We start from the raw sequence: 12,539 nt of genomic DNA on the forward strand, positions 1-12,539 counted from the left end.
TTCTGGTAATAATAAACTGATAAGGGTTTCTGCAGCTGCGCTCAAAATGAAAATTGTCGTTTGATTTACAATCGCAAAAGAAAGAAATTATTTTCTTCCCCCCAAGAATTCCGCTTGATCCTTAAAAACTGAACTAAATTTGCAGCGTTCTATCAATTTAAAGATATGGTTTCAGGGTCTAAAAAGTTCTGAGTTGCGGCTTAAAATATAGTCGTCTCATGCAGCACCTTTAAACGCACTTCGTTCGGACCTTGTTCGACGGGTGCCGAACGAGGTCCTTACTAGATACGTATCAGATAGGAGAGAGTTGAAAAACCCAAAAAGGAGCCGATTTTTTTGAGACATAACCTAATTGGCTTTAATAAATTGTTTCTTATTCTACTTCAATAACTAAAATAAATGTTGGAATTTTAAATAAAGACGCTATATTTGCAATCCCAAAACGAAACAAAGAAACGAAATTAGGGAAAACGGACCGGTAGTTCAGCTGGTTAGAATGCCGCCCTGTCACGGCGGAGGTCGCGGGTTCGAGTCCCGTCCGGTCCGCAAGACAAGACGTCAAATACATTAGAAAGCCTGTAAATCAAATGATTGCAGGCTTTTTTCATTTTAGGCTCCCTCCGGAATATTCGGATTTCACCATGTAATTCGTGAGTAATTCAGTGAGTCATGCCAACGGTTGTGGAACTCAGGGTAACAGTAATTAAATGAAGAATTCGTGAGTCAGAGGTCGGATGACATTACTCACGGATAGACTTATAATGTTATGATTTTCAACTTGTTTTGAAATCGAACATCTTGATTACTACTCACAGCAACGCTAATTTTGTTTAACTTTTAATCTGTAAAATGATGAAAAACAACTTTAGTTTGCGCTTCTATTTAAAGAAGCCAAAGAATTATGTGTCGGGTAGCATGCCGATATATATGAGAATTACTGTTAACGGAATGCCGAACGAGCTTGCATCGGGAAAACAATGTGTTCCTTCAAGATGGAATACGAAAGCTGGTAGAGTGAATGGATCGAGACAGGAGGATAGATCAATCAATGCTTATCTTAATGCCTTAGAGAGACGAGTTGGGGAAGCGCATACAGACTTGGTAAATGCTGATAAGAAAATCACTGCTGAAAGCATTAAAAATAAATATCTTGGTATTGAGGAGCAGGAGAAGCAGCTTATAGTTGTCTTTAAAATGCATAATGAGCGAATTGAAGCGCTTTTGGGTAATGGGTTTGAGAAAGGAACGTTGACGAAGTATAATGCGACCTTAAAGCATCTTAAAGCCTTCCTTCGTTTAAAATACAATACTGTTGATATCCCGGTTTCTAAAGTTGACCATTATTTCATTTCTGAATTTGATTTCTACGTTAGGACCACAGGGAAATGTGCCAATAATGCAACAGTCAAGCACCTTAAAAACCTTGGGAAGATAATGCGCATCTGTTTGGCTAATCATTGGATTACTCATGACCCATTTCTAAACCACAAGAACACTATTGAAAAGGTGACTCGCGTAATTCTTACACCGGAAGAAATTCAAGGATTATATAACAAGGAGTTTGTAATTGGTCGGCTAGCTTTTGTCAGGGATGTTTTTTTGTTTAGCTGTTACACGGGATTAAGCTTTGTAGACTTGCAAAGATTGCATAAGTCAGAAATCAGAAAGGGGATTGATGGTTCGTTATGGATTTTCAGAAGCAGGGTAAAGACTAACATTGTTACCAATATACCGCTACTGCCTATGGCGCAGGAAATAATGGAACGTTATGCTGATCATCCTAAATGTGAGGACACAGGGAATGTATTTCCGGTATTTAGTAATCAGAAGATGAACGCTTACTTAAAGGAGGTGGCGGATCTTTGTGGAATTTCAAAACACCTTACCTTTCATATTGCCAGGCACACTTTTGCAACAACGGTGACTTTAAGTGATGGTGTACCAATAGAAAGTGTAAGCAAAATGTTGGGGCATACCGATATTAGGACAACTCAGATTTATGCAAAAATATTGGATGTTAAGGTGAGCAAGGATATGCTTTCTCTTAAGCAGAAATATGGATCAAATAATTAATTATAAACCTTCAGTTGACCAATATTTGTAAATATTTGGCATTTCGTGAGAATTATGTTAGATTTGAGTATGATATCTGAGGTAAATAAAAGAGTAGTTGTGGTGCAATGGAAACGTTTTGCCGGAATGGATATTGATGTTTTTTCGAGCCTTAAAGGCTTTTGCGAGAGCTATCCAGACTATAATTATCATACACTTAACAATTACCTGTCAAAAAAGAAAATCCCGTTTGAGAACGATGAAATCAAAATAGAAAGGCAGCCTTTACTCAGTAATGTAAAAAGGCCAAACTTGCCAAGAGTGCTATTTTGGGACTTGGATTTCGATAAAATTGACTGGAAGCGATCTTACAGAATGGTTATGGAGCGAGTGCTGGATAAAGGCAATACTGCGGAATGGGAAGAGATGATTAGGTTTTATGGGAAGGTAAGTGTGATCACTGCGCTAAAAAATGACATAACCTATCTTTCTGACATGACTGCTGATGCCGTTTGCACGTATTTTCAGCTGAGTAAACAAGAACTCAAATGTTATTTAAAGAAACAGTTAAACAAGGGACACTGGATTTAATTTCCAGACTGATGCAGGATCAGCTCCTGCATAGTTTTTACCTAGTGGGTGGTACGGCCTTATCCTTAAAGATCGGGCACCGGGAATCTATTGATATCGACTTGTTCAATTCTGGGGATTTTGATGGCGATCATCTTGCCGGGTACATGAAGGAGGTCTATGGAGCGGACGTTAGACGACATAAAAGCAATTATGTCAGCGGAAGCATTGATAATGTAGATTTTGATTTCATCTCCCATAAATACCCATCTATTAAACCTTTGGAAACGATTGAAGGAATCAGAATGATGTCACTTCAGGATATTGCGGCGATGAAAGTTAATGCTATTGTAAACAGTGGAGAACGGGTGAAGGATTTTATTGATATTCATTATCTACTTAAAGGGATGGAGATTAGTGACATACTTGATCATTATTGCTATAAATATCCAAATGTGGATGTGAACACAGCTATATCTTCTTTAAGTTACCATCAGGATGTGGATTTGAATGTGCCTGTTGTGTTAAAAGACAAAACACTGAAATGGCAAGATGTATCCAAAAGTATAAATCATGCTGTGCGTAAATACCATGAACAGCAGAAGAGTATGAAAAGCTATCTGAAAATCAAGAAGAAAGGTAAAGACCGTGGCAATGATCCGGAACAAGGATTAGGCTTATAGCAAGTATATTTTATTTAGAGCGTATATCCACAAGGGTATGCGCTTTTTTTATTGGAGAAAACCTCATTCTTATCTACAATCTTTCCCATATGGGATGCACTACAAACTTGTATCTGTTACTTTGATAAGAAGTACTGGTATTCCTAAAAACTCATTGATAGAAGCTGATAATAAATTAGGGGAGTCCCCCTAAAACTCCTGAATGCCTATTTGCCTGTGGCGTTAAATTTGAGAAAATATTAGGAAGGTGGTAACAAGGTGTGAAAAATATATTTATCACTACTAGAGATTTGATTAATCAAAAAATCAGGTACTTGCCTGACTGAATAGAAACATAAATTATAAAGCCTATGACTACATTGGATTTAATTACCAGAGAGGATCTGGAAAACTTTAAAAAAGAACTCTTTGAAGAACTAAGGAAGCTCAAAATTGACGGTGCGGATAAAGCTCAAAAGAAATGGCTTAAAAGCGCGGATGTAAGAAAGATGCTTGGCATTTCTCCGGGGACGCTGCAAGCCTTGCGTATCAATGGTACACTTCGTTTTACCAAGGTTGGAAACATTCTGTATTACAAAAATGAAGACCTCACTAAAATTCTAGAAGAAAACCTGACTGAAACTTATTAAGCCTATGAAATTATCATTTCCTATCGAGAACTTTTTGGAAATGGCGGCTGATGACAGTCGCCTATTGCCCTCGCATATTAGTCTTTTTATGGCTATATTTTATTACAGTCCTGCTGACCCAAAGGCGGTGTTTCGGGTGTGCCGGCGAAAGCTTATGCAGTTTTCCAGAATCAGGTCTTTGTCAACCTATCACAAATGCATGGCGGAATTGGTGGCCTATGGGTATATTAACTATCAGCCATCTTACGATCCCATTCGTGCCAGCACAGTTTCCTTAATTCATATAGAGAATGGATAACGGTCTATTTGCAGTTCTTGTGGCATTTAGGTTTGTGGATGGTGCGATAGTCCTTTTCTCAAAAGAAAAGGAGCAAGCGGAAGTTGGGCAGAGCCCTACTTTTCCAGCTTTTAGCTATCGCCAAGCTGGGTCGAAGTATACTCCGGGTATACTTTCGTGCCTTTTTGGTCATTACGTTGTACAAAACAGTATACCATAAGGTATACCCCAAAGTATTGCCTATGAAAATTTTAAAAAATAAGACCATTCGCTTTACAAGCGATTTAGATCAGAAGCTGGAGAAATTAAGCCATAAGCTTGGAAGAAACAAGCTTATGGTGTTTGGTCAGATGGTTGAATATTTCTATCGAACTGGCAAAGATCCGCTGGATATCAATGATGAATTATTGAGAAAGGCGATAGTCAAAAATCATGATGCGTATGTCAGTTTTACAAGGGTACAGGAAAAAGATCTGCTGATTCCGATGAAAAATAGTATGGATTCGGTTTTTGAAGGGCAACAAAATATTGTGAAGTTTTTGAGGGAAAAACAAGTGCCAGAAATCCAGCAACTAAAACAATTACAGCTAAACCAGGCGAACAAGTTTTCAGAGACAGATAAGCTGATACATAATATCTACCAGCTGCTCGACGATAAGTATAAATTGAAAAACAAGTTCTCTTTGATCCTGGAAAATTATATAAAAGGGCGGGAGGAAATTTCAGGGGCCTTTAGAAGCAAGAGCAAAGAAGAACTCGTCGAGCGGTGCAGGCAAATGGTAAACGAATTATAGTTTCTTATGTATATTAGCATTACAGATAGCGAGAAAGGGAACAATAAGGGGAGCAGTGGACAACTGGTTCATTATTTGGATAAAGAAAACCGATTGTTTGGTGAACTGCAGGAACAGCACTGGTTCAATGGTGAGCAAAGCTATATCCCTTCTTATGAGGTTAGGGGTAGTTTGGATCAGAATGTTGCCAAGCTATGTCGGGACGATGCGAAGTTCTTTTTGATCAATGTCAGCCCAAGTCAAAAAGAAATAGGATTTCTAAAGGATGAGCTTGGTGTTGATGCGGAAAAGGGGCTTAAGGACTATGCAGTAAAGGTGATGGATGCCTATGCGAAAAACTTTAACAGACCAGGTATTAATAGCCACAAAGATCTGCTATGGTTTGCTAAACTAGAACGCCATCGATATTATAGTTTTCGGGATAAAGAAGTGAAAAGCGGGCAAGTAAAAGCAGGGACGGCAAAGCCTGGCGAGCAGATGCATGTACAGATTGTTGTAAGCAGAAAAGATATCGGCAATACGATTAAGCTAAGCCCAATGAATAAATCAAGAGGTAGGAATGTGGAACATTCCAAAAAGCTAGGTCAGTTTGATCGGACAGCTTTCAAGCAATCAGGTGAGGAGATGTTTGACAAGTTTTTCGGGTTTGATCGTAAGATAGAGGAAACTTTTAGATATGCGAATGTGCAAAAGAAGGGGACACTAGAACGGCGCATGAGCATAAAAGTAGAGCTAACCAAAGAATTACAAGATAGGAGAGCTAGTGTCCACAAGAAATCAAAGTCCATTGAGCTCAATGAGTCTAAAATTTCTTTTAAAAAACCCATTATAAGTGATTTTCTAAATATTGCACTTAAATCTCAGGAGCAGAATTATGCTGTACCGTTTCAGAAAAGGAAAAAGAAGAAGCGCAAAGGTCTACAGGAGGAACTGGGGTTGTCTCTTTAATGTCTCCATTTATTTACTCGCTCAATTTTATTTTCAAACTCTGATGCTAATGATTTGATTCTAGATCTCAATAGAGTTTTTCTACCCTCTATGGTTCTGGCAAAAATAAGATCACAAGATCCAACAAGCTTTTCCCATTCATCTTTAAAATATACAGCAGAGGCTTTATTTCGGCTTAAAATTTCAGGAACTGTATGGTAATCTTTCTGCTTAAGAAAGCGCATAAATAACCCTTTTCTAACGATAAAGTATCGTGGATTATCAATCGGCGCCAGGATTTCCTGTAAAGCATTGATAAATGAAGACCTCTCAAAGGTAGAGCCTCCTTCAAGGTGACAAAGAACAGCTCCATTACTGTCCATTGAAGATACAACGTGTAGATTTGAATGTTCAGTTTTAATGATTCCAGTAGTGATTAGTCCGTTTAATAATGCCTCACCTATTTTTTGGATATCCTTTGAAATATCTCGGTATTTAATGTAGAGTCGGAGTGTTTTAAGGGCTAAACCACCATAGAGTAAAAAGCCGATAACCCCCATAATTTTAAGATAAGCGTAGACGTCGTTTGGCGATTTCATGTGCCTGAGTGAACGCAAAAATATTTCAAAAAACATAGAGAAACCAAAAGCGAGTGTCGCAATTAAATTGGCAATGGTTTTACGGAGGTATAATTGTTTTACAGCTTGGTAGGGCTGTTCTTCTAGAAAAGGAATTTTAATTTCCTCAACAAGTGAAATACCTTTTTCAAGTGCGTGATCCCATTGCATTTTGAGTGACTGACGATCTGTCGCAAGATGGATAGTTTCAAGATTTTTCTGATCAACTTCTCCGGCAAGACGGAATTGTTTGGGTATGTTTAAGCGGCTAGCTCCATTTTCAATTCCCCCTTCTTTTTTAAAGGAAACGCCTACAAAGCTCTTAAATCTTCTTTTTAAAAGTTTTATATCTTCTCCTCCCATGTCAGAAGTTGGGTCAAGACAGGCAAGGTGCCAAATGTTACCTGTTTTATCTATACATCCTCGATGTGTTCTGATCGCTCTGCCACGCATTTGGTTAGAAGACACAAAAGAGCCAACAAAACTTGCCAGTATTAATGTGTTAATTGCTGGAGCATCCCATCCTTCACCTAATAAGGATTTTGTGCCGATGAGTACCTCTATTTCCCCTTGCTGGAAAATATGTGTAATGACATGGACAACATCATGTTTTAATTGCTCAGTTTGTTCAATTAGTATGTAGTTGTCGTCGAATGGAACCGGATTACAATTAATGTTTTTGATATTGTATTTTGCGGCTAGCTTCTCAAATGCAGAGTATGCCGATTTAGGAATAATGACAATTGAGCCTGTAAGCACTCCAATTTTTATGTCTGTTTTATTTTCACGCCTTAACTTTTCAAAAATTGTGATAACTCCAATTTTGTTAAGTTCCAGGTTGTTTTCAGATGTGTTAACGTAAAATTCTTTTCTAATGAAATCCGATAGGATTACAAGCCTAAGTGCTGAACCTAACTGCTTGTACTCGAAATTAACAATTTGCTGTATAGCGGTTAACTTGTTAATGCTTGTAGTTAGGATGTTGGTGATTTGTTTGTTTTGAGACAGATTTATCTGTCGGTTCTCAATGGCGCCTTTTCTGCGTAGCTTGTGTTCCAGGTCTTTTTGATGTTCTACAAATGGTTTAAAATTTATAGGATCTTTAAATAGATAGAACTCCAAAAGGGTTTCAGCCCATTGGTAATCAAAATCGGGAATTTTTAAACTTTTGTCGCCAATAATTTCAATGTGAGTTTCTGGGATTACTTGCCTATTAGCATTTAAATAAATAAGCGATGCAGAATAAAAAGGTAGATTCGTATATATCCATTCGAGATTATCGGTCGGATTAAGCCAAATAGGATGATTAGCTAAAGCAGTGATAATGGTCTCATCATTTTTTATGACTTCAAACAGATTTTCAATCCCTTTTCTAAATTCAATTATATGTTGGTTCTCTGTTGGGGAAGGAAGCGCATAGAAAATATAGTCCTGATGTGGGCAGAGATCCCCTTCTATAACCAATTCGGGAACTGAAATTTCTATGTCAACGGGGCCGTTTAACTCTGTATATCTTTGCCACTCCAAAGGTGTAACATCATAGGGGGGCGTAGCGGTAAGTCCTACAATAATAGGGTCAAGCGCTTCTTTAACTTTTGTTAATGTTTGCCACCATTCGTTTTTTAGGTGATGAGCTTCGTCTACAACTATAACACCTACCTGTTGTTTTTTTAAACCTTGGACAATGTTGATTAGGTTTTTGTTGGAAGATTTAATGACTTCATTTTTATCTAAATCGTCTTCGCATTCCGATTCTTCATCAATCGCTTTCAGATTGTTACAAGCAGCATACAGTCCTTGATAGGTAACTACAGTCAAAAATTTCGGATTATATATGTCTCGGGAAATCCAATCCGGTGTAATATCTGTTTGTAGAAACAGTTCGCAAAATTTTTGGACCCACTGATTGCGGATAGCCGTAGTTGGCGCAAGAATTAAAGTGGGTTGGTTAATTCTTAGTGCGACCTCCAAGCCTAATATAGTTTTACCTGAACCGGGTGGAGCAATGACGTGTAAATGCCGATCCTTTAAATATTCATCCAAGCTGTTTAGTACACGTTGCTGATATTTTCTCCAGGTGTACTTGAATTTTATGGGGTGCGGAAATTCTGTCAATTCGAAAGCTTAAAATTTAAAGCTACAAGTTAACAATTTCAATCATATCAGTATCTTCGTTTTGATGATAAATCTTGACTTTTATAAATCACAATTAGAAAGTAGCGGTTTTACTACAATAGACCATATCTTTTCGAATGAGCAGATTGAACGGATGCTAAAACTGATCAGCCAGGTGGATACGTCGAAAGGGACATTCAGAAAATCTATTGACCTATTTGCAATCAGGCAATTTTTAAAAGAAGTACCTGAAATAGATAAGCTAATTCTTAATGATGAATTTAAGCTGTTCATTCATGGTCTTTTTGGTTCAGATTACTTTATTGTAAAATCTATTTATTTCGATAAGCCGGAACAATCTAACTGGTTCGTTTCCTATCATCAGGATTTGACAATATCGGTGGACAGAAAGGTAGAGCTTGATGATTACAGTAAGTGGACTGTTAAACAAAATCAATTTTCAGTTCAGCCACCTTTGGATGTCTTAAAGCAGATATATACCGTTCGTATTCATCTTGATGATACGGATGAAAATAATGGAGCGTTAAAAGTTGTTCCTGGCTCTCATTTAAAAGATGTCTTTAGACCTCAAGATATCGATTGGTCAAAGGAAACCGAACATATTTGTGCCGTTCCTAAAGGTGGAGTAATGATCATGAAGCCGTTATTGTTGCATAGCTCTAGTCGTACTACCAATAATAATAAACGGAGAGTGATCCACATTGAGTTTTGTAATCAAGAGCTGCATGAGGAATTAAAATGGGTAGAACGAATAAACTTTCTGTAATGCCCCACGCTCATTTGCGGCCTGCGAAAACCGGAGGTTTTCGCTTTGGGGTTTACGGAGTTAATGCTCCAGTTTTTTCAGTCCATAGATATTTACTATCATACTTCTGATTGTCTTTCACTGTTTTGTATTTAATGTCCTCTCTGTTATCGACAAGATAATATTGAATTAGGTCGTGATATTGTTCATTAGAATAAAAAATGAGCGAATTGTTTTTATCCCAGGTCCCATACAAGATGTAGTCAGAGGTATTATCGGCTATGAAGTAATTTCCATATTTCGGTATTTCTCCTCCTTTTGGAATTACAGAAATATGGATGAAATTTAAATTATTGTCATCTTTTAAATACCTGTATGCAACTAATTCGTGTTTCCCATTGGGAGAGGTTTCTCTATGCTCAATTTGTAAATGATAATCCGATCCTATATAATCTAAGGGGGAAACCTTTACAGATACATCATTTATTTTTGTGTCTGTAATTTTTATTCTCTCACCTGACCTTATGGAAGGTATTATATCGACTTTTGCAGATATAGTTTTGTTGTCGACCCACTTTGTATAAATAAGGGTGTTCGGAAGAGAGAACGGTCTTAAATCTTTAGTTGTATCAGCTGTTTTCAGTATCGCAGTTCCTGCTTGACCATATCCGAAGGCACCTTGGTCAATACTATAATTAATTAAAATCATTGAACTGTCCGGGGAAAGTTCTCTGTAATTTTCGACAAAATCCTGGTCAGCCATAATTACACTTTCCTTTCTGTCATACAGAGAGCAGGAAGATAAAGATATTAGTATTAGGAATATAGTTTTCAAGTTTGGGAGTAAACATCTTCGATTATTGTTCATTTATAATAGGTTAGATGTTTTGGAGTTTCTACCCATTGTTTTATGTCTCCAAATCGCAATGACATTACAATCTGCATGGTGTTCGTTTGGATTATTTTCCAGCAACCTCTTCTTAATCGCGTAAGCTTTTTCGAATTCTGATATTAAACCAACATCATTGATATCAGAAGGTAAAAAGGTCTCATCAAAGCCTCCACAGTTCGTTAAGGCACTAGTATCATAGGATTGATCTAATAAATCATACCCCATGAATTCAAAATATTCAATAGTTATTGAGTTACACTCTTTTGTTGGTTCTTGCGTTACGGTTAAAAGATTGAATATTGGCGTTTGCGGCATTCTCTTTATGACATAATCTAAATCGGTAAAGCATCCTGTTTCATAAAGGCGGTTAGTAACAATATGATCCCAATCCTCGGCATTATTGCGATCAGGCTCCACTAAAAGTTCGTTAAGCATCATGTCTAGAGATACAACTTCTTTAAGTTGTGATAGCTTGCTCCATTCAATATACTTTTTCCATGACATACCATCTCGGTCATAGTACTTATCATAAGTTCCCCGAGCGGTGTACCAGAATTTCATTTTTGAGAGTTTATCATATGTTGCAAGTTAATTATTTTTCGATGTATATTTATATTTGTTAGATTGATGCCTGACAGACATATATGATAGATTGGTACCGAAGGAAGACCTGGACAAACAAAGACGAAGAGGAATTTTTTGCTAAGCTTAAACGGGCAAGAGTCGAGGGACGTGCTCAATACCTAAAAATTCAAGCGATTGAATTGGTTGAAACTAAGGAAAAACATTTGTTAGATATTGCGGAGGCCTTATTGAACAAGGTTTTGACGGAATATCCCGAAAGTAAGATCGAAACAAGTTCGGTTTTACATACGCTGGGGGATATTTACAGATTGAGAGCAAATTATGAAAAGGCCTTGGAGTATTATGGTCAGTCACTGGATTTCGAAAAAGTTTTTCCGAAGGTCATTACGACATCTTACTTGGATTTTTCTGAATTAGTGGTTAAAACAGCCAGTGCAAATCTTTATAATTTTACAGAAGCTTTGTTAGAAGACAAACTTGCGGAACAACTATTTCCGGTTGCAAAGTATAAAATGTGTTCGATATTGTCCATTATTAACCATGAAAAAGGCAATTTGGTCAAAGCAAAATACTACCATGACTTAGCGGAAGAAAATGCTAATGCTGAAACATCAGGTTTGCGTTATCATAAACACTTAGGTGTTGTGGTGAAACGTGACAGCTGGTTGGACAAGATGATGGGAAGGAACATTTCATTTTTGTAACATGAAAGCAGAACAAATGCACAGCTGTAGGGATAATCAAAGAACAGTATCTGACATTGAGAAATTTGGTCTATCTGTTATCCTTATTCAAGCGACAGATTATTTGCCATCTTTTGCATACAGTATTGGTCTTTGGCAAAAATTTGGTCATCCTGAAATTCTCTGCTTTGGATTAAGTGTAGAAATTTTGCATGGCCTAATAAATGATGTTGCGGAAATGGTAAAAAATGGCGGAACTATTGAAACAGGCAAACAATATAATGATTTTTTTGAAAGTGGTACTACGGAATTTGTAAATGTTGACCTCCGAAACCTGCCTGACTATTTTGGAACTGCAATTGATTTTTATGGCTCGAGTGATTTTTCTGCTCTTCAACTTGTTTGGACTGACAGAAATAATAAATTTCCATGGAACGAGGGATTTGAAAAGGAATATCTCTATAAACAACCGCTCCTTGACAGGAATGCTGAATTTAAATTTATAGAGGTTGCGAACTTAGGAGTATTCACTACACGACAATGGCTTGAAGAACAAAAACCTATTCTGCACGTTGTCCACGATGTGGATGGAGATTGGCAGTTTCTTACAGGAGATCAAATGCCAGAAGATATAAAAATTGTGGCATTGAAGGAATTGGTTTTTAGAGACCTGACTTTGAATCAAATTTTTGATCTCGAATATGGGGAGGAAGCAAAAAGAGATTTTGTAGGAGGGCAATGGACACGGGGTGAGGTTGAAAATAGTAATGATGAGGAATAATGAATGTTTTTTTACTCTAATTGATAGAAAATAGCGATATTCGTGCATATAGCGTTTGCCGATATATGGTAATTTGAAATCGTGAGTAATTCAGGGAGTTTTTACTGAAGAACTTGTAAAATATTGATTTAAAGGTTGTTTTGGGCTCGGGTTCGAGTCCCGTCCGGT

14 protein-coding genes and 1 tRNA gene are annotated in these 12,539 nt (G+C 37.3%); 12 read left to right on the top strand and 3 right to left on the bottom strand.

Annotated elements, in window-relative coordinates:
* Positions 1–472: 472 nt before the first annotated feature.
* The 9 genes from HQN83_RS09750 to HQN83_RS09790 all read left to right on the top strand — a co-directional run bounded on the left by HQN83_RS09750 (position 473) and on the right by HQN83_RS09790 (position 5,953).
* Positions 473–546 (top strand) — tRNA-Asp (locus HQN83_RS09750).
* Positions 547–849: 303 nt separating this feature from the next.
* Positions 850–2,073 carry a site-specific integrase gene (locus HQN83_RS09755; protein ID WP_317172498.1) on the top strand — a complete coding sequence of 408 codons (1,224 nt, stop codon included), beginning with the start codon at positions 850–852 and terminating at the stop codon, positions 2,071–2,073.
* A gap of 69 nt (positions 2,074–2,142) precedes the next feature.
* Positions 2,143–2,643 (top strand): DUF6922 domain-containing protein, encoded by a 501-nt coding sequence (locus HQN83_RS09760; RefSeq protein WP_173090160.1) that lies wholly within the window; start codon positions 2,143–2,145, stop codon positions 2,641–2,643.
* The gene (locus tag HQN83_RS09765) at positions 2,601–3,305 is read left to right on the top strand and encodes a nucleotidyl transferase AbiEii/AbiGii toxin family protein (protein ID WP_173090161.1); all 705 of its coding nucleotides are present in this window, start codon (positions 2,601–2,603) and stop codon (positions 3,303–3,305) included. Before HQN83_RS09760 ends, HQN83_RS09765 begins: the two co-directional genes overlap by 43 nt.
* 350 nt (positions 3,306–3,655) lie before the next feature.
* The gene (locus tag HQN83_RS09770) at positions 3,656–3,934 is read left to right on the top strand and encodes a helix-turn-helix domain-containing protein (RefSeq protein WP_173090162.1); all 279 of its coding nucleotides are present in this window, start codon (positions 3,656–3,658) and stop codon (positions 3,932–3,934) included.
* A gap of 4 nt (positions 3,935–3,938) precedes the next feature.
* Positions 3,939–4,232, top strand: coding sequence for a hypothetical protein (locus HQN83_RS09775; protein ID WP_246254430.1), 294 nt, complete (start codon positions 3,939–3,941; stop codon positions 4,230–4,232).
* On the top strand, positions 4,225–4,431 hold the full coding sequence (locus HQN83_RS09780; protein ID WP_173090163.1) for a hypothetical protein: 207 nt from the start codon (positions 4,225–4,227) through the stop codon (positions 4,429–4,431). Before HQN83_RS09775 ends, HQN83_RS09780 begins: the two co-directional genes overlap by 8 nt.
* Positions 4,432–4,453: 22 nt before the next feature.
* The gene (locus HQN83_RS09785) at positions 4,454–5,005 is read left to right on the top strand and encodes a BfmA/BtgA family mobilization protein (RefSeq protein WP_173090164.1); all 552 of its coding nucleotides are present in this window, start codon (positions 4,454–4,456) and stop codon (positions 5,003–5,005) included.
* Between the two features lie 6 nt (positions 5,006–5,011).
* Positions 5,012–5,953, top strand: a complete 942-nt coding sequence (locus tag HQN83_RS09790) for a DUF5712 family protein (protein WP_173090165.1) — start codon at positions 5,012–5,014, stop codon at positions 5,951–5,953.
* On the opposite strand, the gene HQN83_RS09795 is transcribed toward HQN83_RS09790, so the two are convergent.
* Entirely contained in the window at positions 5,950–8,664 is a 2,715-nt protein-coding gene (locus tag HQN83_RS09795) for a DEAD/DEAH box helicase family protein (protein WP_173090166.1), read from the bottom strand. The two genes, HQN83_RS09790 and HQN83_RS09795, sit on opposite strands and share 4 nt — an antisense overlap.
* 64 nt (positions 8,665–8,728) lie before the next feature.
* On the opposite strand from HQN83_RS09795, the gene HQN83_RS09800 reads away from it, so the two are divergent.
* Positions 8,729–9,451, top strand: coding sequence for a phytanoyl-CoA dioxygenase family protein (locus tag HQN83_RS09800; RefSeq protein ID WP_173090167.1), 723 nt, complete (start codon positions 8,729–8,731; stop codon positions 9,449–9,451).
* A gap of 52 nt (positions 9,452–9,503) precedes the next feature.
* On the opposite strand, the gene HQN83_RS09805 is transcribed toward HQN83_RS09800, so the two are convergent.
* Complete coding sequence (locus tag HQN83_RS09805; protein WP_173090168.1) at positions 9,504–10,298, bottom strand: hypothetical protein; 795 nt, start codon at positions 10,296–10,298, stop codon at positions 9,504–9,506.
* Positions 10,299–10,883 (bottom strand): hypothetical protein, encoded by a 585-nt coding sequence (locus tag HQN83_RS09810; RefSeq protein WP_173090169.1) that lies wholly within the window; start codon positions 10,881–10,883, stop codon positions 10,299–10,301.
* 83 nt (positions 10,884–10,966) lie between these two features.
* Between HQN83_RS09810 and HQN83_RS09815 the strand changes: the two genes are divergently transcribed.
* Both HQN83_RS09815 and HQN83_RS09820 read left to right on the top strand, forming a co-directional pair.
* Positions 10,967–11,611, top strand: a complete 645-nt coding sequence (locus HQN83_RS09815; protein WP_173090170.1) for a tetratricopeptide repeat protein — start codon at positions 10,967–10,969, stop codon at positions 11,609–11,611.
* A 1-nt stretch (position 11,612) separates the two neighbouring features.
* Positions 11,613–12,371 carry a DUF4262 domain-containing protein gene (locus HQN83_RS09820; RefSeq protein ID WP_173090171.1) on the top strand — a complete coding sequence of 253 codons (759 nt, stop codon included), beginning with the start codon at positions 11,613–11,615 and terminating at the stop codon, positions 12,369–12,371.
* Positions 12,372–12,539: the final 168 nt, after the last annotated feature.

It is taken from the genome of Pedobacter foliorum (assembly GCF_013266735.1).
GTDB classification, from domain to species: Bacteria; Bacteroidota; Bacteroidia; order Sphingobacteriales; family Sphingobacteriaceae; genus Pedobacter; species Pedobacter foliorum.

Excerpts from the sequence above, each read along its gene's own strand:
- HQN83_RS09755 (WP_317172498.1), top strand. The coding sequence starts at position 850 with ATGATGAAAAACAACTTTAGTTTGCGCTTCTATTTAAAGAAGCCAAAG.
- HQN83_RS09760 (WP_173090160.1), top strand. The coding sequence starts at position 2,143 with ATGATATCTGAGGTAAATAAAAGAGTAGTTGTGGTGCAATGGAAACGT.
- HQN83_RS09765 (WP_173090161.1), top strand. The coding sequence starts at position 2,601 with ATGTTATTTAAAGAAACAGTTAAACAAGGGACACTGGATTTAATTTCC.
- HQN83_RS09770 (WP_173090162.1), top strand. The coding sequence starts at position 3,656 with ATGACTACATTGGATTTAATTACCAGAGAGGATCTGGAAAACTTTAAA.
- HQN83_RS09775 (WP_246254430.1), top strand. The coding sequence starts at position 3,939 with ATGAAATTATCATTTCCTATCGAGAACTTTTTGGAAATGGCGGCTGAT.
- HQN83_RS09780 (WP_173090163.1), top strand. The coding sequence starts at position 4,225 with ATGGATAACGGTCTATTTGCAGTTCTTGTGGCATTTAGGTTTGTGGAT.
- HQN83_RS09785 (WP_173090164.1), top strand. The coding sequence starts at position 4,454 with ATGAAAATTTTAAAAAATAAGACCATTCGCTTTACAAGCGATTTAGAT.
- HQN83_RS09790 (WP_173090165.1), top strand. The coding sequence starts at position 5,012 with ATGTATATTAGCATTACAGATAGCGAGAAAGGGAACAATAAGGGGAGC.
- HQN83_RS09800 (WP_173090167.1), top strand. The coding sequence starts at position 8,729 with ATGATAAATCTTGACTTTTATAAATCACAATTAGAAAGTAGCGGTTTT.
- HQN83_RS09805 (WP_173090168.1), bottom strand. The coding sequence starts at position 10,298 with ATGAACAATAATCGAAGATGTTTACTCCCAAACTTGAAAACTATATTC.
- HQN83_RS09810 (WP_173090169.1), bottom strand. The coding sequence starts at position 10,883 with ATGAAATTCTGGTACACCGCTCGGGGAACTTATGATAAGTACTATGAC.
- HQN83_RS09815 (WP_173090170.1), top strand. The coding sequence starts at position 10,967 with ATGATAGATTGGTACCGAAGGAAGACCTGGACAAACAAAGACGAAGAG.
- HQN83_RS09820 (WP_173090171.1), top strand. The coding sequence starts at position 11,613 with ATGAAAGCAGAACAAATGCACAGCTGTAGGGATAATCAAAGAACAGTA.